We start from the raw sequence: 20,623 nt of genomic DNA on the forward strand, positions 1-20,623 counted from the left end.
GTAGGATAATATTGAAACTCTCTAGGAGGAAATGACAATGGCTTACCAACTACCTGAACTACCATATGCATACGATGCATTGGAACCACATTTCGACAAGGAAACAATGAACATTCACCACACGAAACACCATAATGCATATGTAACTAACTTGAATAATGCACTTGCAGGAAACGAAGAACTTCTTAGCAAGTCAATTGAAGAACTAATTGCAAACTTAGACGCTGTTCCTGAAGCGGCACGTACTGCTGTCCGTAATAACGGTGGCGGCCACTCAAACCACTCTTTATTCTGGGAACAACTTTCAGCTGACGGCGGTGGCCAACCAACTGGTGAACTTGCTGCAGCGATTGATAAAAAATTCGGTAGCTTTGATGCATTTAAAGAAGAGTTTGCAAAAGCGGGCGCTACTCGTTTTGGATCAGGCTGGGCTTGGCTTTCAGTAAACAATGGCGAGTTGGAAATTACTTCAACTCCAAACCAAGATTCACCAATCATGGAAGGGAATACTCCACTTCTTGGACTTGACGTTTGGGAACATGCGTATTACCTAAACTATCAAAACCGTCGTCCCGACTACATTGCAGCGTTCTGGAATGTTGTTAACTGGGATGAAGTTGCAAAACGTTACGGTAAATAATTGAACGGAATACCCTTTTGAAGGAACAAAGCACAGACCTTGTACGTCAAGGTATGTGCTTTTTCTTTTTAGGGTGCTATAATTCAACATGGTTGACTCTCTTCAGCAAAGAGGCCAACCGCTACAGTTGTAAGTGAATGCCATCGGTAAATGTCATCATTTCGCCGGGCATTAATTGTCTTTGGGAGAGGGGATACATATGAAAAAGCAGGTACATAAAGCAGATCAAGCTAAAATACGCCAACGAAAACATATCGCATTTCGGATGAACTTCCTATTCTTTTCTATTTTCATTCTATTTTCTTTGCTGATTTTTCGGCTGGGCTATTTACAGATTGTCAAAGGGGAAGAATACAGCCGCAAGCTTGAGCGGACAGAAGAAGTTGCTGTCAATACAAGTGTACCGCGAGGAAGGTTATTCGACCGTTCAGGAACTGTTCTCGTTGATAATGAACCGAAGGATGCCATCACGTATACGAAAACAACTTCAACAAGTGCGAAAGAGATGCATGAAATCGCCAAAGTATTGGCAACTTTAATTGAACAGGATACGAACAGGATTACGCGGGGGGATAAAAGAGATTTTTGGATTTTAAACCATCCGGAAGAAGCGTTAGCGAAAGTTTCGAAGAAAGAACAACTAAAGTATGAAAAGGATGGCTCACTAACGCGTACGGAAGCTCAGCGCGCTATTAATAAGCTGACACGAGAACGCGTGACTGATGAAGAGATTAACTCCTTTACAGATGAGGAACTTGAAGTGTTGGCTATTTATAGGGAAATGATGTCAGGGTACGCTTACTCTCCGCAAATTGTAAAAAGTGGTAATGTTTCTAAAGAAGAGTTCGCAGCTGTTTCGGAGCGACTTGGTGAACCGGAGCTTCAAGGTGTCGACACAACGTCAGACTGGGTTCGAGTCCAAAAATCGAAGAGTGCCATTCTTGGAAGACTGAGTACTCCGATAGAGGGTATTCCAGATTCGCGCAAGGAATATTTTTTGGCAAGAGATTATGCAAGAAATGACCGTGTGGGAAAAAGTTATATCGAGCAGTATTATGAGGAGTTATTGAGAGGGCAAAAAACCATTGCTAAAAATATTAAAGATCGCAGTGGTCGTGTCGTAGAAACTAAAACGATTCGAGAAGGAGAACCTGGTAAAGATTTAGTCCTGTCCATTGACAGTGAGCTAGAACAAGCACTGGAAGAAATCGTGTCAAACAAACTATTGGAACTGAAGGCGGGCCCAAATGCGCAGGAGTTAGATCGTGCGTTTCTAGTCATGATGAATCCGAATAATGGAGAGGTTCTCTCTCTTGTTGGTAAACAAGTCGTTAAGAATCAGGACACGGGGAAATTTGAAATACTAGATTACGCATACGGTACTTTCACTTCTTCCTATGAAGCCGGATCGACAGTGAAGATGGCGACACTGCTCACGGGGTATCAAGAGAATGCAGCACGCATTGGTGAATTTAAAATTGATGAGCCGATTAAGATTGGGGGTACACTCAAAAGTTCGGTTTTCAACCGGGGCTCTAGAATGTCAATAGGTGATATTGAAGCAATTGGTAGATCCTCAAACGTTTATATGTTCAGGATTGCTATCGCTATGGGGAAAGGCAATTATAGGTATGGAGAGTCAATGAGCATTGACAAAACAGCATTCGAAACATTCCGTCAATCATTTGCCTCGTTTGGCTTAGGCGTAAAAACAGGAATTGATTTACCAGGTGAATCAGCGGGCTATGTTGGAAATGAAACAAAAACAGGATTATTGCTTGACTTTGCCATTGGGCAGTACGATACATATTCACCACTCCAGCTGGCGCAATATGTGTCTACGATTGCTAATGGCGGCTACCGGATTGCACCCAAAGTATTAAAAGAAATTCGTGAGCCTTCTGAGGATGGGGAAATACTTGGACCATTAATTCAGGAAACTGATGTGACGATTTTGAATCGTATTAATAGTACCGATGCAGAAATTGAACAAGTGAAGCGTGGTATGTACTATACGTATCACGGGGCAAATGGGACGGCCAAAAGAATTTTTAATGATTTTGATGGGGCAGGGAAAACAGGAACAGCACAAACTAGTAGCTCAGGCCGTACGACAATTAGCCTGTCTCATGTTGGTTTTGCTCCTTTTGAAAATCCAGAAATTGCGTACGCTGTTCTCATTCCTCATGTCTCTACTACAAGTAAATATCCATATGCCAATAATGAAATTGCTAAAGCGGCCGTGGATAAGTATTTTGAACTAAAAGCGCAGCGAGCTGAAGAAAATACGGCTGATGTTACCCAGCCAATTAAAAAGCCGGCTGAAACAGAATCAGACAAATAGAAAATAGGGAAGCCACTTGAGTGGCTTCCCTATTTTCCTGTTGTGATTGTTTTGGCAATCGATTCAAAATCCATGGAAGTATCTACTTTGTATTCGCCAATTTGGATTTTACCTGCCAAGGCGTGGTCGGCGAGATAGGCGTCGAATTCAGCGGCGTTTTTGATAATACCTAGTTTTTCCAATGATGCAGAAACCACTGTGGAATTTGAACCTGGTTCAATTGTCAGCAAAGGTTCCGTCAAGCTTTCTACTTCTTTTTGGTCCATTCTAGGGACTTTTGCTTCTGTTGAAGAAGTTGTTTGGGCAATTGCCAATTCCTCTTTTGTTTTAGCAAGATCACTTTTAAGGTTGACTAGCTCATCTTGTAATTTTATTACCTGTGTGTCGGAAATAGCACTTCCGTCATTAGTAAAATAAAGGATTCCACTTGCGAGGATACAGCCAACGCCCAGTATACGCAATACTTCACGAATCATGCTCTCACACCTTTCGACTGCAACACTGTGATGACATCTTCTTTTGATAATGTAGAGCGTTTTGCAATGTCGTTGATGGAATAGCCTTGGGAATGAAGGGATAGAATCTGATTGACAATGATGTCGTGAACAGGTTTCACTTTTGGTACTGGATTCCCTTTATTACCTAAAGGCAACTGATTGCTGCTGATCATTAATTCTTCCTCAACAACTTTAATTCTTTTTTTTAAACTACTGGTTTCTTCGTGAAGGCTTATAGAAACTCTTTCTAACTCATCTGCATATTTGGTGGAAAAGTTTTTTGTGAAAAAGGAAGCCACAATACTTATCAGTCCAATAATGAGGAGGATTAGTGTGATGTCCATGTCAACGCTCCTTAATGAATCAATTGTCCCTATTTTAGCATACCTAGCTCGGTAAGGAAATTTCAAACTTTCTACTAGACAAAAACGGTTTATGTGGTACACTTGATAAGTCGTATAAATCATGCTCATAAAAAATTTATATTCCTGATGAGTGGGAGGGACAATAATGCGCGTAAATATTACACTTGCTTGCACAGAATGCGGTGAGCGCAACTATATTTCAAAGAAAAACAAGCGTAACAATCCGGAACGTCTTGAAATGAAAAAATACTGCTCACGTGAAAAGAAACAAACTTTGCACCGTGAAACGAAATAATCGCTCAGGCCAAAACCTTCACCGGTTTTGGTTTTTTCATTTCAGAACCGAAAGGGGAATGTAAATGACTAAAAAGTTAATAAGGAATCAAGTGCTAGATATATTGAATAGTATGGATCGAACAGAATATAAAAATATGTCCAGAGCGATTGTGGATCGTGTTGTTGCGTCGGATGAATTCCGCCGTGCTGATACAATTGGCATAACGCTTTCCCGGTTCCCGGAAGTGGATACACGCCCCCTCATCGAAGCTGCATGGCAAGCTGGAAAGCGGATTGCGCTACCAAAATGTCTGCGAGCAACGCGCGGGATGGATTTTCGGATCATTACGGCGTATAATCATTTAGAAACTGTATATATGGACCTTTTAGAGCCGATTATTGAAGAGACGGTTTCGGTTGAAAAAGATGTCATCGATTTGCAAATTGTGCCGGGCGTTGTTTTTTCGAACGAAGGGTACAGGATTGGTTTTGGCGGTGGGTATTACGATCGCTACTTAACTGATTATCAGGGTGAGACGCTATCATTAGCATTCCCATGCCAGACGGGTCATGTCATCCCTAATGAAGATCATGATATGCCAATTAACAAGATTTTCACGGTAGAACAAGTAATTAGTTGCCAGGAAAACGAGGAGTGAGCATGAAAGATTTTTTTGGAGTCCTTCAATTATTGAAACGTTTCGGTATCTATGTTTACACAGGTGATCGGAAAGATGATATCGCCATGTTAGAATCGGAAGTAAAAGATCTATATGATAATGGTTTATTGATGCAGGAAGATTATTTGCAAGCTGTACTGATTTTGCGGAACGAAGCATCCAAGTAGCGAGAATAGACCTGTTGTTATCATTTTTTTCATCTTTACTTATTTATTTTTGAAACTTTTCTCTGTCTACACCGTCTAATATAGGGTGCAGATTAAAAAACGCATGTAATACCAAATTTATAGTAGTAACTATACTGAAAGGGAGAGATGGAATGAAGAAAATAGTATGGCCCAAACATTCCGTACTCATCATCGCAATTATCGCAACTTGGCTTACAACATATTTCGGTTATTTAACTAGCTTTAAAATGAAAATCGATAATATGATGCAGGAATTCATTCTTTTTTTGAATCCACTAAGTTTCCTGTTATTCGTATATGGCCTTGCGCTATTCATGAAGAGTACAAAAAGACGTAATATATACTTACTGTCAGTGAGTATAATTACCTCGATCATTATGTTCAGTAACGCAGTGTTTTATAGATTTTTCAATGATTTTATTACATTGCCTGTGTTATTCCAAACGAGTAACTTTGGAGATCTATCATCCTCGGTGACTGCCAATCTACACTTGACAGATATATTCTTTTTCACAGATGTATTAATCGTCTTCTTAGCCATTCGGTTTATTCCGGAAGGTCAACGAAGTGTTCAGCGCGGAAAAATTGCACGTAAACTTTATTTTGTTGTTACGGCTACTGTTATGATGGTGAATCTTGGTCTTGCTGAAATGGAAAGACCGCAATTATTAACACGAAGCTTTGACAGAGAACTGCTCGTGAAAAATATTGGAACTTACAACTATCATATTTATGATTTGTTTATCCAATCCAAATCGCACGCGCAACGTGCACTTGCGGATGGTAGTGAATTGGTAGAAGCGGGGAACTATATTAATGCAAATTACGCTGCTCCTGACTCGGAAATGTACGGCGTGGCAAAAGGGCGTAATATTATTGCTATTTCACTTGAATCCTTACAATCCTTCGTTATTAATGAAGAGATGGATGGGCATGTGATTACTCCCTTCTTAAATGAGCTATCGAAGGATCCAGATACATTCTACTTCCCTAATTTTTATCATCAGACAGGACTAGGGAAAACATCGGATTCAGAATTTATTCTCGAAAACTCGTTGTATCCAAGAAACGGTAGTGCTGTATTTTTCACACATAGCGGAAATAAATACCAATCAATGGCGGAACAACTTGGTCAAGAAGGCTATTTTACAAATGTGATGCATGCCAATAACAGAAGTTTTTGGAACCGCGATATCATGTACAATGCGCTTGGAATTGATAAGTTTTACGATCTTGAAAGCTATAAAGTTGGGGAAGGGGAGGCTGTCAACTGGGGAATGAAAGATATCCCGTTCTTCAATCAATCGGTTGAATTGATGAAAGACATGCCGCAACCGTTCTACTCAAGGTTGATTACATTGACAAACCATCATCCGTTTGATTTGGATGAAGAAGATAAACTGATTCCAGAATACACCTCAAACTCGAAGACGTTAAATAAATACTTCCAGACGGTAAGGTATATGGATGAGGCAATAAAAGTACTTTTCGAAGACTTAAAAGCTAGTGGTTTATATGACAACTCGATTATTGTAATGTATGGAGATCATTATGGTATTTCTGAGAATCATAACAAAGCGATGGGAATGTATTTAGATAAGGAAATTACACCTTATGATAATGCGAAATTGCAACGGGTTCCACTTTACGTTCATATTCCTGGTTACGGTGAAGGGCAGACGATTGACGAAGTAGCAGGGCAAATTGACTTAAGACCAACCATTCTTCACTTGATGGGCGTCGATACAAAAGACGATATGCAATTGGGTGCAGATATTTTCTCACCGGATCATGAGCCATTTGTCATTTTCCGTGACGGACGTTTTGTAACAGATAAAGCAGTTTACACACAGGATGTCTGTTATGATAGTGAAACGGGTGATGAGATCGAAATGGCTGAATGCGAACCGTTTATCGAACGTACTTCGACCGAGCTGAACTATTCTGACATGATTATTAATGGAGATTTGCTCAGATTTAAAGAAGAGCAAGAACTAGAGCAGACTCCACCGATGAAAGGTTACCAGCAACAACAATAAGGTTCTGCACGGAACTTTCCGTGCGGCCTTTTTTTTACATATGAATACGTGAGGGGGGTGGCATCGTGAAAAAAAGATTGTTCACTTTTTGCTTAGCAGCCTTACTTGTAACAGGCTGTACAGCGAAAACGGATAATAACGACGAAATAGTACCAGATGATGAGCCTGTCGAACACACAGACGAGACTGATGAGGAAATGAGTCAGATACTTACTGTTGATCCTGCGAAATTTCACTTTGTGGCAGGTTGGCTAACGGATACAAAGATTGTTTATGTTGAAAAAGATGAGGGTTTTTATAAAGTGAATAGTTTTGACGTGCATACAGGCGAAACGGATAATCTGTACGAAGAAAAGTCGATGATCATCGATGTCCTCATCCACCCCACTAAAAACTATCTTTTACTACATACAAGTGATGACTCAACTTCTGCTACGATTAAAGTATTGTCGGCGGATGGTGTCGTACAGAATGAAATTGAAGTTGCATCCACTGAGTTGGGAATTGAGTGGAATGATTTAGACCCTTCACTCATTCTGCTCACCGCATTTTATCAAGATTGGACGTTCGATCTTTTTCTTTATAATGGTGCCGAATCTTATTTAGGTCTTTTGCCAGTCGATGATCCTTTTCCTAAATGGTTTGGTAGGGAAAAAATTGTCGTTGCCAATATAGAGGACCATGTATTGGATGGTGGAAAGCTACTTACATTTGATCTGTCAACAGAGAAGTGGGAGGATTTAGATAGAACAGGGATTGTTTATTTTGATACATATAACGACTCATTACTTACAGTGCGTATAGATGATGTAGGGGATGCGTATTACATACTGTCCGAATTGGATGGCACAGCTCGCTCGGAATGGACATTGCCTGCTGTCAGTAATTATTCGGAATGGGTGATTCCTGAAGTTGAATGGGTTTCAAGCAATACGGTATACCTGAGTGCATCAGCAACGGGCGGTCAACTAGACGAGTTGACCTCCCAGTTTAGGCTGTTACAGATAAGAGAAGGACAACAGAAGGTGATTGGGGAAGAGGTTGTAGAAGGCTACCTACGCTGTTCGCCATCAGGCCAAAAATGCTTAACAGGTACTTCGTTGGTAACAATTATCGATGTTGAGACTGAGGAAAGTAGTAAATGGCTAGAATATTTGAAATGAAATGAAATAAAATTAAGTGAAATAACATCCTTTGTATGTTTATTCATAAAGGATGTTGTTTTTTGTTAGGCAAAGAAAAAAGCACCTTGAATAGGTGCTTTCGCTTTTCTTATAGACCTGGTGGATACCCCTGGAAGACAACTGTCGCAATTGTAAAGCCTCCAAAAACGACTGCAGCTCCAAGATTGAATACAATACTTAAAATGTTACGTTCTTTGAACGCCTGAACTGTACCAACTACCGCTAAAATTGCGACCAGTCCGAAAATAACCATCAATAAGTTCATTGGGAAGACACTCCTTTCAATAGGAACTTCTGTGCAAGTCTGATTGCACCTGCTTTAGCAGAAATCCCCCACATCTATTGGTTGTGGGATGAATGCGAAACAGCCATTCAATTCAGTTGGGATTCACTCCCAAGCTGAATGAAGAGGAATGAAGTTCAATTCCTCACTGTTAGCCTCAGGCCGATGTCACAAATTTTGAAAGGGATTAATTGTACAAACGTATTTCAAAATTTGGATGCAGATACGCCGAGGTATAATTGATTAATATTCCTCCTCTATTGTACTGTTTACAATCAATTTTGTCGAGGTAAATAAGTGACGAATGTTTGAAATCGTATTTCATGTTGCGTATTATGTTTTGAAGGAGGTGGGAATGATGTTAAAAATTAATACTTATCCGTTGGGGCCAATTCAGACGAATTGTTATATTGTTCGGGATGAGGCAGGGAATTGTCTTATAGTCGATCCCGGTGAAGAAAGTTCGCGTATTATTCGTAAAGTGGTTAGCCAAGAATTGACCCCAATCGCAATTCTGCTAACACATGCCCATTTTGATCATATCGGGGCTGTTGACAGTATACGGGATCGATTTGGCATTCCGCTTTATATTCACGAGGAAGAGCGCGAGTGGTTGTCGGATCCTAAGCTGAATGGTTCTGCAAAATACCCTGGGTTGCAAGATGTACGTATACGAAAGCCGGATCATCTTATCTCAAAAGAAGGTTTGATGAATGTAGGTCCATTTAGCTTTGAAGTGCTCTATACACCCGGTCACTCCCCAGGAAGTGTTTCCTACATTTTTGAGGAGGACCGTTTTGCGATTGTTGGCGATACATTATTTAAGCGAAGCATTGGTAGAACCGACTTGCCAGGAGGTAATACCGGTATCTTGCTTGACTCCATTCACAATAAATTACTAACACTCGATGATGATTATATTATCTATCCTGGTCATGAATCTGCAACAACACCAGGGGATGAAAAAGATTCAAATCCATATTTGAATGGGTTTTAACTGCCTTCTTAGTAACCGGCAAGGAAGGTTGTAACAGAAAACAAAAAAACAGCCCCAATTGAGGCTGTTTTTTTGTATGTACTTTTTAGTGCATACCTTGTACGTGAATGAATGTTGTATAATAGCTGAATCCAACCATGAAAACAGTTAGGTATGCCCCGAAGATATACATATACATACGTTCTGTAAGGTTCAAAAACCCAAGTAGTAAGAAGAAAACCGTGCTCGCAACAAAAATAAGCGCGGGAGTAAGCATATCTCCGATAAAGAACATAACTGCGAAGATGCCTGTCCACCAGCCCATTAATTTAAACATATTATCCATGTGTGCGTCCCTCCTTAATAAAACATTACAATAAGCTCCCATTCATTATAAAGGATAACAGCTGTAGATGTAAACTCCAATCGTACTTTCATTGTGACAAAGAAGTGTATTAGGAGAATCTTTCTATAAATTTGAGATTTGCTTTGAAAAATAAAGTCGAAATGCGAATTTGGCCCCTTTTGGCAGTGCAAAATTCAACTTTAAGGGAAAGTATTCCAATGGCGGCTAGCAAGTCGTATACTGTGTCTTAAGATGGAAAGTGGTCTTTCGTCTTCATCTTGAAAAAGAGGGGTGTGCAATGATTCGGAATGATAACATTGTCGAAAAGAAAAGTTTTCAACTCCTGGAGACAGCGATTCAATACGAAGCTAGCGATATTCATTTTGTTCCCATGATAGATGGATATGATGTATTGTTCAAAAAAGATGCAAAACTTCATCAGTCGGGAACGTTACCTCCGCAGTTAGCGGGCCGTATGATTTCCTTTTACAAATTCCTTTCCTCACTCGATATTAGCGACAAGCGCAAACCTCAAAGTGGTTCTTTTCACAAACAGATACAAGGTAATAATTTTTCTTTTCGTGTGTCAACGATTCCCTCCATTGGCATGAAAGAAAGTGTAGTTATCCGTCTTCAAAGGCATGACCGAATTGTTTCGCTTGATGAGCTTTGCATTGAAATAGAATGGTCGCATAAATTGCGCCAAGTTGTACAGGAGCAACAAGGATTGGTCATCCTCACAGGTCCCACAGGCTGTGGGAAAACAACAACCATTTACTCAATGACAGCCCATTGCGTGAATCAATTAGAGCGACATGTGATTACATTGGAAGATCCTGTTGAAAACAACCATTCCCATTTACTGCAGGTCCAGGTAAATGAACGATCTGGCATGACTTATGCTGCCGGTCTGAAAGCGATACTACGCCATTCTCCTGATGTCATTATGATTGGGGAAATTCGGGACAAGGAGACGGCGAAGATTGCCATTCAAGCTGCATTGACAGGCCATTTGGTGCTTACAAGTGTTCATGCTAAAGATCCAGCAGGCTGTTTTTACCGAATGATGGATTTTGGTATTTCTGCCGAAGAATTGCGACAAACAATCGTATGTATTTCAGCACAGCGGCTTATCCGAACAACTTCCGGTCAGATGGGAGCAGTATTTGAAATTATTCAAGGCGACATGCTCGATCGCATGACCGACTCGGTTATGAAGGGAGAAAGAGTAGTCGTTCCGGAGGATCTAAAAGTGGAGTCGCTCATCCGGAAATACGCTAGACAAAGTGTGATGCAAGATGGGTAAAATCCCGTTTAAGAAAAAAGTTGTACTTCTAAATCGGCCGGCATTTCTGGATAGACTCTCTGTGCTGTTGACGGAAGGATACACATTTCATGAAGGTATCACGCTGTTATTACCACATCATATGAAAGAATACACGACCGTATTAACGAACATCAACAATGACTTTAAAGAAGGGTTAGGTGTAACGCAAATCTTGAGTCGTTTTGGCTTTTCTTCTAATGTGCTTCTTCCTGTCGCAATTGCTGAACTGGATGGTCGACTTGCATTGGCCCTGAAAGGGATGGCGGCTCGTTTAAGAAAGAAGGAAGAAAAACAAAAAAAGTTAAAAAGTCTGCTCGCATATCCAATTGTTTTATTCGTTTTTATTACCGTGTTACTAGTTGCTTATCGGCGTTTTTTCTTGCCAAACATGGAGGCGCTTGCGTTTTCCAGGAAAGAATCAACAAATAGTTTTGTATCAATCCTACCGGCTTTGGTGACTAAGATTCCCGATATTGTTATAGGTATGGGTATTCTATCTGCGTTGCTAACGGTAGTATGTGTCATCATCTATAAAAAAATTGAACCAGATACTAAAATTCGTGTCATGACAGCAATCCCGGTTGTGGGGACTTTCTTTTTAATGTTGAAAACACGTGATTTTGCAAGTGAAATTGGCGGCTTGTTACAGTCGGGGCTTTCAATGCAAAATGCGCTTGATGTTTTGATAGATCAACAACTGGATGTTGTACTCAGTGAAATTGCAAAAAACGTGAAACGACAAGTCGTTTTTGGAGAATCGTTCCATTCGGCTAGCCAGATGACGGAGGGACTAACAAATCAATTGGCGGCTTTTGCCAAGCACGGAGCAGAAAGTGGCCATCTATCGAAAGAGTTGTTGATTTACAGCGAGCATCTGGGGGAAGCGATTGACGATAAGTTGACCAAGGCATTGGCTATGCTACAGCCGGCACTTTTCGGCATCATCGCAATTTGTATTTTAGCTGCCTATCTGGCATTACTATTACCTGTTTACGGCATGATGAATAAGTTATGAATGGAGTGATTAGATGAAATTCATTAAAAATGAACATGCGTTTACTTTAATAGAAATGATGATCATTTCAAACGTTGAAAAGCCGAAAGGGCGCAACCACAGTGTTAGCACGAGTTAATTGAGAGTTGCGCGAAGTGAAAAACCACACAAAAACCACATTTATTTTCATTTTAGATAAATTGGCGGAAATACTCATTAATTTTATCGTCACTTTGTTGCTGCATCTTTTTTGTGACGTGTGTGTAAATTTCTAAAGTGATGTTTATGTTCGAGTGTCCAACTCTCTCCATAATGACAGGCAAGTCCACACCGGCTTCGACTAGCATCGTGATATGTGTGTGCCGTAATATATGTGTCCCACTTACATCGTTGATGCCATACGCCCTGTAAATCGTGTTAAACACACTACCGATTGTCACAGCCCGTACTGGTTGTTGATATTTACCTGCAAACACTAAATTACGAAACTCCGACTTTGGATCACGCAGGCCAATTAACTTTTCTTTGTTGTATTGCACCTTCATCCGCTTTAATTCTTCTGCTAAATCCTCATTAAATGAAACAGTACGATTTGAATCCTCTGTTTTAGGCGGTGCAAACTCAAATCCACCTTCTTCAGCACCTTTTTCAAACAACGTCTTATTTACCACCAACACACGCTTTTCCAAGTCGATATCATTCCATGTGAGCGCTAACACCTCGCCGATGCGCAAACCTGTAGAAAGCATCGTGAGCGCCACAGGATAAGCATTTCTTCTACCGGAAGACCTAACACCAGCTAAAAAGTTTTGAATTTCATCTTTTTCAAGATATTTCTTCTTTGCGTTCACAAGTAGTCGGGATTTCTTGTTAGCTTTTGGTATCACAGTATCTTTCACGATATTTTTTTCTACATAGTCGTTTTTTACTGCAAAATCAAACATTAAATTCAAAGTGGTGCGAGTCCCGGCAATATGATGCTGTGATATGCCGGTGTCCCGTCTCTCAACTAAAAATTTTTGTATATCGTTTATCTGTAACTTACTAATCAAATGTGCGCCATGCTTGTCGATAAACGGTTTAATTGCTACCATTCTAGTTTTTACTGATGACGCTTTAACAGTTTCTTTATAAACGTTCAACCATTCGTCATAAACTTCCTGCACGATCCTTTTCATCGTTTGGCGTTCTTTCGATAATTCGTCAGCCGCAAGTTGTGCCCTGCGCACAGCTTCTTTTTTCGTATCTCCACGGCGTGTTACTTGCCTACGCTGTCCAGTTAGGGGATTCGGTGTAGCATCAGTTGTACACGACCACTTGCCATTTTTGAGTACACGACAATACATATTCATTTCTCCTCTCAATTAATAATTTATCTAATTGGCATAGCGTATCTCGTTGAAAACACCTCCTTCCGTTTCCACATATCCAATCTTTTTTCCGCGAATTCATAAGTGACGTGAAACGTCTCTCGAACCATGCGTGCGGCCAGGTAGAAATCTTTGGGTAATTCCAAGTGCATCAACATAAAAGTGGGTATACAAAAATGTAATGCGAAATTTTCGGCTTGCCATTCTTGGTAGTCTATAAAAGTTCGAGGCATCTTCTTTTGGTTACCGGCATGTCTTAAAATGTGACATAACTCGTGACCAAACTCTTGCCACTGTCCTCTTCGAGTCAAATTTCGATTTAAAAATATATATTGCCGGCCGTTCGAATAAACACCTTCACTCGTACCGTTAAAAGCATATAAAGTAATCCCTAGTCTGACGGCAATCGAATTTTTGTTTAGTTGTTCAGGATTGTTTATTCCTATGCTCGTATAAAGATTCTTCACGTAATCTTCCAAATGGCTATAATTCATCATGGTGTCACCTCTAGATGGGAATGTTTGTTTGGTTATTTAGTTAAAATAATACCCCACCAATTTAGATAGGGTTTTTACGAAATTCGTTTATAAAGGGTATTAGTTAGTTTCTTTTATCACTTTTAATGATTTCCCACATTTGTCGAAGTTTTCGAAGGTCTTCTTCATCGCTTTCCGGCAACTCTTTGTACCAACGACCAAGTTCAGGATCGTTTACGAACGCTTCGAACTCTTTCTCTTCTTTATCTACTGAACTAGGGTTATCTGTTTTACCTAATAAATAGTCAATTGTAATATCAAGTGCATCAGATAAAAGTATTAGCATGTCATTCGATGGGGTGCTGTGCCCATTTTCGTAATTACTGATAGTGCTTTTTGTTGTATTTACCTTTGCAGCAAGTTCTTCTTGTGTAAGTTTAGATTTTTTTCTAGCGTATTTCATCCTTTGGGATAACACTGAAACTCCCCCTAATATCCACGTGTACAAGGATATTGTACATCATACGAATTAGAAATAAATAAAAGTACAAGATATTTGTATTTATTGTTGACGTACAAGAATCTTGTATGTATACTGAAGGTACAAGTTGTTCATACAACGGAGGTGACGATATGAAAAATATTAATCTAGTAAAATCTCGTGAGAAAAAAAGATTAACTCAAGAACAGCTGGCAAAATTGCTTGGATACAAAGGTAAGCAGTCAGTAGCCAATTGGGAAAACGGTTATATATCCCCACCTTTGGAAACTGCACTTCGAATATCTCGAATTTTAGAAGAGGATATCTTCTTTTTATTTGATAATGAAGTACAAGAAACTCATACAACAAGAACGGAAGTTGTTTAAAAATATGTACTCACGCCCAGCGAACTGCATTTGAATAGCCACCTGCGCCACGACCCAAATAGGGGAGCGATAAACAGAGTTAAAGAGCCGAGATTCAAATTCAGTTTGGTGGGCGTGAAGGAGAGAGAGGGGTGTGAAAATGTCAGAAATCACTCTAGTAAACGCAAAAGACTTGCAGGAAGTGATCAACGAAGCGGTAAGACAAGCAGTTGGTGAAGCGTTGCGAGAACGTCATCTGCCAATCTTACTATCGTTACAAGATGCAGCGGATTTGTTGAGCGTTAGCTATACGACAATATATCGTGCATCTAAAATTCAAGGATTCCCAGTCACTCATGATTTTGGTCATGCAAAAATCGTCACGGATCAGTTGCTTGAATGGATTAAGAGTAGAAGTAATTACGATTTGGTCTACAACTTTGGCAGTTAACAAAAGACGGGAGGGCGACAACGTATGAGTTTATCAATTATTGAACAGAACAACCAACGAGTTTTGACAACATCCCAACTTGCTGAATCGTTTGGTACAGATAACAAAATTATCAATAGAAATTTTCAACGCAACTCCGAGCGATATGAACAAGGTAAGCACTACTATGCTTTATCTGGCAACGAATTAAGGGAGTTTAAAGGGTCACGTCAAATTGACGACAGCCTTAAATATACGTCAGTTTTATACCTTTGGACGGAAAAAGGTGCATGGCTGCATGCTAAGTCACTTAACACTGATCAAGCTTGGGACGCTTACGAAATGTTAGTGGACGAGTATTACAAAATAATAGAAACACAACCAAGCAACACAAAACTACTTTTACAAACAGCACTTCAACAAGAAGAACGTTTGGATACCGTCGAAACCGAAGTTAAGTATTTGAAAAATCACATGCGAGTTAACGGAGCGCAAGAACAACGAATAGGAGCAAATGCCCGAGGGAAGGTAATGCAATGTTTAGGTGGCATTGAATCACCTGCATATAAAGAAATCGGTAAAAAGGCATTCTCTCAATTTTGGAGGGACTTCAAGAAATACTTTGAAATCCCTAGATACGGAGAGTTGCCAAAAGGTCAATTCGAGGAATCGCTTATCTACATCCAAGAATGGTCGCCGGACACGGCTTTACGGCTTGAAATCAAGCGATTGAACAATCAGCAACATTTGAGGTTAGTAGAGTAAAACGGAGAGGGGTGGCCATGCCCCTTAGAAACGGAATTTGGGAGTTTGTAAATCGAGGGTTTGAGCAGTTGTAAGGAGGGGTCTCACTTACAACTTAACTATACAACGAGATTACTAGATTCCCTATTCCAATCTGGAATATAAGGAAGGGGAAAAGAAAATGAGTTACGGATCAATATTGAAAGCATGTCGTGAGCGGGCAGGATTAAGTCAGGCAGAGTTAGCTGAGCAGCTATTCATAAACCAGTCCGATGTATCGAAGTTTGAACGGGGTTCGAAGGAACCGTCGATGTCGACATTTCAAAAGTGGGCCACGTTAACACAGTCGCCGGATGTACTAGTAGCCTTCATTGCGGGTATGGACGGCCTAACGATATTATCGAATGTACTAAACAGCATGAGTGGCGTTATCGGCTTTATCAAATTCATTTATTAGGAGGAAATCATGGACGTATTCATAGGAGCAGAACACGAACGCTTTGTAGCGGAAATGTGTTTGAGGGCAGCATTCAAAAAGCTGAAAGTGGGTGACGTATATTTAGCGGTTAAACGTACAGAAGATGCACTTCGTTCATTGAAAGTATTACAAGAAATAAAAAAAGCCAACTGATGGTCAAGATCAGTCGGCGAGAACTTATCGATAGTAGATAACTACATTATAACACATTGAAGGAGCTTTGGCTCCTATCAATCAGTTCGGGATCACCTCCCTGTGTCCTGAGCTGGTTGATGGGATTCAACCATCAGAAAGGGTGATGACATGCTAACACTAGCAGATAAAGTTGACGTTTTGATGATCCTCTTGTCGCAATGTATCGCGTTTTATATCGGTACACGGTGGAAACGTTCGAAAAGGGGTGAATCAAATGGATGAATACGCAAAGTTAGTCTCACAAGGCGTCTATTGCGAGTCGTGTGGTTGCTTTACAGGCACAGAGTCAGGTCAACCCACACTTTGCGACATGTGCAACAAAGAAGTATCAGACGCTATTGAAAGAGGTGAAAAACTATGATGCATCCAACGATTGAACGAACAATCGAAACTGGATACCCGTTCGGCGAACCAGTCGTATACACGAAATGTAAGTGTTGCGGCGAGGAAATACACAAGGATGAACTTTCTATCCTTCATGCCAGTGAGTTGTTTTGTGGCCCGACTTGCCTTGGTGAGTATTTGGAGAAAATCGGATTGGCTGAATGGAGTTACGCAGGACAATAAAAAAGGCCACTCAGCAAAGTGGCCCTCACGAAAAATATCTTTGAAACTACTATATCACAAATCGGGAGGAAATATACATGAATGAACTATCATCGCAATTTCAGAACAGTCAACAACCAGGAGTAATTGGACAGGCTACGGCATCGAGAGAGATGGAAGAGGTAAAGGGTCAGATATTCATGGCCAAACAATTCCCTCGCAACATATTCCAAGCGGAACAACGGATCTTGGATTCTTGCAAACGACCATCACTTGCTCAAGTAGCGATGTATCAGTATCCACGAGCGGGAACGAAAGTAATTGGTCCGTCAATTAGATTGGCTGAGGTGCTAGCTCAAAACTGGGGCAACCTCGCATTCGGAATAAAGGAACTCGAACAACGCGAAGGTGAATCAGTCGCCATGGCTTATGCATGGGACTTAGAAACGAATGTTAGACAAGAAAAAGTGTTCACGGTGAAGCATAGCCGACAAGCGAAAGGGAAATTACAAAAGCTCACGGATCCTCGAGACATCTACGAATTGGTTGCAAGTAGCGGAGCTCGTCGCGTTCGTGCTTGTGTGCTCGGAATTATCCCTGGGGACATCGTAGACAAAGCTGTTTCAGAGTGCGAGAGAACTCTACAAGGGAACAATGAAGGCCCATTGAAAGACCGCATAGCAAACGCATTAAAGGCGTTTAAAGAACAACACCGCATTACGCAGGAAATGGTCGAAACGAAGTTCGGTTATAACGCCGAATCCTTCACTGAATACGACTATGTGGAGCTAATCAATATCTTTACTTCTATTAAGGACGGTATGAGCAAGCCGGAAGATTGGTTCGATAGAGACGTGAAGAAAAAGCAGTCTAGTGGATTGGCTGAATCGTTCAAAACAGATGAACAACCGAAACAGGACGAGGTGAAGGTGAATGTCGCTGGAACTGAACCAAAGTAATTACTTCTCACTTGAAGCGGACCGAGAGTATTTCTCGGTCTCCCAATTCAAAGGGTTCGTGGAGTGCCAAGCGAAGGCTGTAGCCAAGTTGAAAGGCGAGCATGAAGAATCATTCGGTAAAGCGTTAGTCGTCGGATCGTACACGCATGCGGCGTTTGAGAGTGATCACGAATTCGAAAAGTTTACTGCTGAAAATACTGATGAAATCTTCAATAGAAGTGGTAATAAATATGCCGACTTCATAACCGCTGATGCCATGATCGGAACTGTCAAAAATGACAAGTTTGCTATGTTCGCAATGGATGGCGAGAAAGAAATTATCCTCACTGCCGAACTTTTCGGAGTTAAGTGGAAAGCGAAAATCGATTCTATTAATCACACTCGTAATACATTCACTGATTTAAAGACTACCAGAAGCCTTTCGCAACGTTATTGGTCGGACAAGTACCAGAAGTATGTTTCCTTCATTGAAGCATGGGATTACGTGCTACAGATGGCTATGTACCGTGAAATTATCCAAGCGAATACAGGAAGCTATTACTCGCCTTATGTGGTGGCGGTAACGAAAGAAGATCCACCAGATAAAGCGGTGCTGCACTTCGATGATACGAGATTCCAGTTCGAACTTGATTATGTAGAACACAAGATAGATCAGTTTGCGGCATTGAAAGCGGGCGAAGTAGAACCTACACGGTGTGAGAAGTGTGCTTACTGCAGGAAGACGAAACAGCTGAAAGACACGATTGAAATTGGGGAATTGGTTTAACTAACTAATAAATCGAGGGGGTGGAAGAATGGGCGGCTTTATAAAAGATTTTAGATCAGAGTTGAGAAGCGACATTTGGATGATGCCCCCTCTTTATCACAGGGTTTGGCAATATCTGAAATACAAAGTGAATCATTCGCCTAATAAAATCCCGATGGAAGACGGAAATTTCTTCTCTATTAAACCGGGGCAGCATTTAACGTCCGTCAGAAGTATCGCTCAAGGGGTCGGATATTACGAAGGTCTTGCGTGGAAAGAGCCAAACCCCAAGACAGTTTCTACCATTTTAGCATGGTTAGAAAAACAGCAGATGATCGAGATTGACCGTGGTAGGGGTAACAGACAATACACACTAGTAACCGTGTCAAATTGGGATTTGTACCAAGTTGAAAACGGAGAGGGTAACAGCAAAGGAACAGTGAGCGGAGAAGCTAGGGAACAGCGAGCGGATATAAAGAAGAATGATAAAGAATGTATTAAGAATAATAAAGAATTAAAGAGTAGTCATAAACGAGTTTACGACGAAGATTCACCACCTTACATTCTTGCAGACTTCTTTTACAAAGAGATATTGAAAAACAATTCGAATCACAAAGAACCTAATCTCCAGAAATGGTCTGATGATATCCGTAAGTTGATCGAACTTGATAAACGAGACAAGAAAGAAATCGGTGCATTAATTCGTTGGGTTCAGCAGGATGATTTCGAAATGAGTAATGTCTTGTCGCCTGCGAAGTTAAGAAGTAGATACGATGCGTTGGTTATGAAAATGAACAAACCTAAACTGCCAAGCAACGTTCATCGCTTCGAACCACCGAAGAAAATTGAACACGAACACAAATATGACTACGGATTTTAGGAGGGTGTCATGAACTACGCAAAGGTACTTGAAAACTTTCCGGCTCCTATCATTTTGGAAGAATACAAATGTGACTGTGGCGAAAGAGTGAAGTTGACTGAAATGCCAATTATGGGTGGGCCTAACAAGGGGATGGTTGAGCAATTCCTACTTGGGTGCAAATGCGGTGACAAGAAAATTGAGTTACGGGTCATTGAAAACGAGCGCAAAGCCAAGATGAATCGCGCTAAGGACGTGTTCGACCAGAATTCATTGGTCAATCAATCACTGCTGAAAGCGACTTTTGAAAGTTATATCCCACCTACGCAAGAACTTGAAACTGCTAAGAGGTTACTTGTCGAATACGCTTGGATGTTTGATCCGCAGGAAGGGAAGAACCTGCTGCTAACCGGAACTTACGGCACTGGTAAAAGCCATCTTTCGTTCTCTGTAGCAAAGAAATTGATAGAGAAAGGGCATACGGCACTTTTCCTGTCAGTTCCTAAGCTGCTAACGAAAATCAAGGAGACGTACAACGCTAAGGCGAGCTTTTCAGAAAATGATTTGCTGAACTATATTGCGACAGTCGACCTCCTGGTCCTTGATGACCTCGGGACAGAATACACGAATATGCGAAACGGAGCGGACAACTGGACGTGGACGAAGTTGTTTGAAGTCATCGACAGTCGATCTGGCAAACACACTATTTACACGACTAATCTTTCTAGCGCGGAACTTGAAAGTAAGGTGAATGCCAGGAACTTCTCGCGAATCATGGATAACACAGACGTGATTCGGATGAATGGCAGGGATTACAGGAAGAAAACATTTTAGGG

Annotated in this window: 28 protein-coding genes; 21 read left to right on the top strand and 7 right to left on the bottom strand. The window is 40.8% G+C overall.

Features of this window, described 5'->3' with window-relative positions; all coding sequences use genetic code 11:
• The first annotated feature begins 37 nt into the window (after positions 1–37).
• Both ACIQ0H_RS04670 and ACIQ0H_RS04675 read left to right on the top strand, forming a co-directional pair.
• A complete protein-coding gene (locus tag ACIQ0H_RS04670) occupies positions 38–640 on the top strand; it encodes a superoxide dismutase (RefSeq protein WP_403411590.1) in 603 nt (200 codons plus the stop codon).
• Between the two features lie 199 nt (positions 641–839).
• The gene (locus ACIQ0H_RS04675) at positions 840–2,984 is read left to right on the top strand and encodes a peptidoglycan D,D-transpeptidase FtsI family protein (RefSeq protein WP_403411593.1); all 2,145 of its coding nucleotides are present in this window, start codon (positions 840–842) and stop codon (positions 2,982–2,984) included.
• Between the two features lie 29 nt (positions 2,985–3,013).
• Here ACIQ0H_RS04675 and ACIQ0H_RS04680 read toward each other — a convergent pair whose 3' ends face one another.
• Positions 3,014–3,460 (bottom strand): hypothetical protein, encoded by a 447-nt coding sequence (locus ACIQ0H_RS04680; RefSeq protein ID WP_403411596.1) that lies wholly within the window; start codon positions 3,458–3,460, stop codon positions 3,014–3,016.
• Complete coding sequence (locus ACIQ0H_RS04685; RefSeq protein ID WP_403411598.1) at positions 3,457–3,825, bottom strand: hypothetical protein; 369 nt, start codon at positions 3,823–3,825, stop codon at positions 3,457–3,459. Before ACIQ0H_RS04685 ends, ACIQ0H_RS04680 begins: the two co-directional genes overlap by 4 nt.
• A gap of 166 nt (positions 3,826–3,991) precedes the next feature.
• Between ACIQ0H_RS04685 and rpmG the strand changes: the two genes are divergently transcribed.
• The 5 genes from rpmG (at position 3,992) to ACIQ0H_RS04710 (ending at position 8,192) form a co-directional block, all read left to right on the top strand.
• Positions 3,992–4,141 (top strand): 50S ribosomal protein L33, encoded by a 150-nt coding sequence (gene rpmG / locus ACIQ0H_RS04690; protein ID WP_067403526.1) that lies wholly within the window; start codon positions 3,992–3,994, stop codon positions 4,139–4,141.
• 64 nt (positions 4,142–4,205) lie between these two features.
• Entirely contained in the window at positions 4,206–4,781 is a 576-nt protein-coding gene (locus tag ACIQ0H_RS04695) for a 5-formyltetrahydrofolate cyclo-ligase (protein WP_403411601.1), read from the top strand.
• Between the two features lie 2 nt (positions 4,782–4,783).
• A complete protein-coding gene (locus ACIQ0H_RS04700) occupies positions 4,784–4,969 on the top strand; it encodes a YqgQ family protein (protein ID WP_403411604.1) in 186 nt (61 codons plus the stop codon).
• Positions 4,970–5,121: 152 nt separating this feature from the next.
• Entirely contained in the window at positions 5,122–7,029 is a 1,908-nt protein-coding gene (locus ACIQ0H_RS04705; protein WP_403411607.1) for an LTA synthase family protein, read from the top strand.
• Between the two features lie 65 nt (positions 7,030–7,094).
• Entirely contained in the window at positions 7,095–8,192 is a 1,098-nt protein-coding gene (locus tag ACIQ0H_RS04710) for a YqgU-like beta propeller domain-containing protein (protein WP_403411610.1), read from the top strand.
• Positions 8,193–8,301: 109 nt separating this feature from the next.
• Here the strand turns inward: ACIQ0H_RS04710 and ACIQ0H_RS04715 are convergent, their stop codons facing one another.
• On the bottom strand, positions 8,302–8,478 hold the full coding sequence (locus ACIQ0H_RS04715) for a DUF2759 domain-containing protein (protein ID WP_403411613.1): 177 nt from the start codon (positions 8,476–8,478) through the stop codon (positions 8,302–8,304).
• A 376-nt stretch (positions 8,479–8,854) separates the two neighbouring features.
• Here ACIQ0H_RS04715 and ACIQ0H_RS04720 point away from each other — a divergent pair, with 376 nt between their 5' ends.
• Positions 8,855–9,493: an MBL fold metallo-hydrolase gene (locus ACIQ0H_RS04720; protein WP_403411616.1), complete on the top strand. Its 639-nt coding sequence runs from the start codon at positions 8,855–8,857 to the stop codon at positions 9,491–9,493.
• An 85-nt stretch (positions 9,494–9,578) separates the two neighbouring features.
• Here the strand turns inward: ACIQ0H_RS04720 and ACIQ0H_RS04725 are convergent, their stop codons facing one another.
• Positions 9,579–9,818 carry a DUF2626 family protein gene (locus ACIQ0H_RS04725; protein ID WP_403411618.1) on the bottom strand — a complete coding sequence of 80 codons (240 nt, stop codon included), beginning with the start codon at positions 9,816–9,818 and terminating at the stop codon, positions 9,579–9,581.
• Positions 9,819–10,116: 298 nt separating this feature from the next.
• Between ACIQ0H_RS04725 and comGA the strand changes: the two genes are divergently transcribed.
• A complete protein-coding gene (gene comGA / locus ACIQ0H_RS04730) occupies positions 10,117–11,124 on the top strand; it encodes a competence type IV pilus ATPase ComGA (protein ID WP_403411621.1) in 1,008 nt (335 codons plus the stop codon).
• On the top strand, positions 11,117–12,160 hold the full coding sequence (gene comGB, locus ACIQ0H_RS04735; RefSeq protein ID WP_403411624.1) for a competence type IV pilus assembly protein ComGB: 1,044 nt from the start codon (positions 11,117–11,119) through the stop codon (positions 12,158–12,160). Before comGA ends, comGB begins: the two co-directional genes overlap by 8 nt.
• A gap of 170 nt (positions 12,161–12,330) precedes the next feature.
• Here comGB and ACIQ0H_RS04740 read toward each other — a convergent pair whose 3' ends face one another.
• From ACIQ0H_RS04740 to ACIQ0H_RS04750, 3 genes are all read right to left on the bottom strand, one after another.
• Positions 12,331–13,485, bottom strand: a complete 1,155-nt coding sequence (locus ACIQ0H_RS04740; protein ID WP_403411627.1) for a tyrosine-type recombinase/integrase — start codon at positions 13,483–13,485, stop codon at positions 12,331–12,333.
• 26 nt (positions 13,486–13,511) lie between these two features.
• A complete protein-coding gene (locus ACIQ0H_RS04745) occupies positions 13,512–14,003 on the bottom strand; it encodes an ImmA/IrrE family metallo-endopeptidase (RefSeq protein WP_403411630.1) in 492 nt (163 codons plus the stop codon).
• 106 nt (positions 14,004–14,109) lie between these two features.
• A complete protein-coding gene (locus ACIQ0H_RS04750) occupies positions 14,110–14,463 on the bottom strand; it encodes a helix-turn-helix domain-containing protein (RefSeq protein ID WP_403411633.1) in 354 nt (117 codons plus the stop codon).
• Between the two features lie 155 nt (positions 14,464–14,618).
• On the opposite strand from ACIQ0H_RS04750, the gene ACIQ0H_RS04755 reads away from it, so the two are divergent.
• From ACIQ0H_RS04755 to ACIQ0H_RS04805, 11 genes are all read left to right on the top strand, one after another.
• Positions 14,619–14,852 (top strand): helix-turn-helix transcriptional regulator, encoded by a 234-nt coding sequence (locus tag ACIQ0H_RS04755; RefSeq protein WP_403411636.1) that lies wholly within the window; start codon positions 14,619–14,621, stop codon positions 14,850–14,852.
• Positions 14,853–14,991: 139 nt separating this feature from the next.
• Positions 14,992–15,282, top strand: coding sequence for a helix-turn-helix transcriptional regulator (locus ACIQ0H_RS04760; RefSeq protein ID WP_403411639.1), 291 nt, complete (start codon positions 14,992–14,994; stop codon positions 15,280–15,282).
• Between the two features lie 24 nt (positions 15,283–15,306).
• A complete protein-coding gene (locus ACIQ0H_RS04765) occupies positions 15,307–16,026 on the top strand; it encodes an ORF6C domain-containing protein (RefSeq protein ID WP_403411642.1) in 720 nt (239 codons plus the stop codon).
• A 160-nt stretch (positions 16,027–16,186) separates the two neighbouring features.
• Entirely contained in the window at positions 16,187–16,462 is a 276-nt protein-coding gene (locus tag ACIQ0H_RS04770) for a helix-turn-helix domain-containing protein (protein WP_403411645.1), read from the top strand.
• 9 nt (positions 16,463–16,471) lie between these two features.
• Complete coding sequence (locus ACIQ0H_RS04775; RefSeq protein ID WP_403411648.1) at positions 16,472–16,636, top strand: hypothetical protein; 165 nt, start codon at positions 16,472–16,474, stop codon at positions 16,634–16,636.
• A gap of 256 nt (positions 16,637–16,892) precedes the next feature.
• Complete coding sequence (locus ACIQ0H_RS04780; protein ID WP_403411650.1) at positions 16,893–17,039, top strand: hypothetical protein; 147 nt, start codon at positions 16,893–16,895, stop codon at positions 17,037–17,039.
• Positions 17,036–17,245 carry a hypothetical protein gene (locus ACIQ0H_RS04785; protein ID WP_403411653.1) on the top strand — a complete coding sequence of 70 codons (210 nt, stop codon included), beginning with the start codon at positions 17,036–17,038 and terminating at the stop codon, positions 17,243–17,245. The genes ACIQ0H_RS04780 and ACIQ0H_RS04785 overlap by 4 nt, the downstream gene beginning before the upstream one ends.
• A gap of 77 nt (positions 17,246–17,322) precedes the next feature.
• Positions 17,323–18,183, top strand: coding sequence for a hypothetical protein (locus ACIQ0H_RS04790; protein ID WP_403411656.1), 861 nt, complete (start codon positions 17,323–17,325; stop codon positions 18,181–18,183).
• The gene (locus tag ACIQ0H_RS04795; RefSeq protein WP_403411658.1) at positions 18,158–18,949 is read left to right on the top strand and encodes a PD-(D/E)XK nuclease-like domain-containing protein; all 792 of its coding nucleotides are present in this window, start codon (positions 18,158–18,160) and stop codon (positions 18,947–18,949) included. The genes ACIQ0H_RS04790 and ACIQ0H_RS04795 overlap by 26 nt, the downstream gene beginning before the upstream one ends.
• Before the next feature lie 28 nt (positions 18,950–18,977).
• Positions 18,978–19,808 carry a GntR family transcriptional regulator gene (locus ACIQ0H_RS04800; RefSeq protein WP_403411661.1) on the top strand — a complete coding sequence of 277 codons (831 nt, stop codon included), beginning with the start codon at positions 18,978–18,980 and terminating at the stop codon, positions 19,806–19,808.
• Between the two features lie 9 nt (positions 19,809–19,817).
• Positions 19,818–20,621: an ATP-binding protein gene (locus ACIQ0H_RS04805; RefSeq protein ID WP_403411664.1), complete on the top strand. Its 804-nt coding sequence runs from the start codon at positions 19,818–19,820 to the stop codon at positions 20,619–20,621.
• Positions 20,622–20,623: the final 2 nt, after the last annotated feature.

The sequence above is a fragment of the Sporosarcina sp. NPDC096371 genome, assembly GCF_044762865.1.
Classification (GTDB): Bacteria; Bacillota; Bacilli; order Bacillales_A; family Planococcaceae; genus Sporosarcina.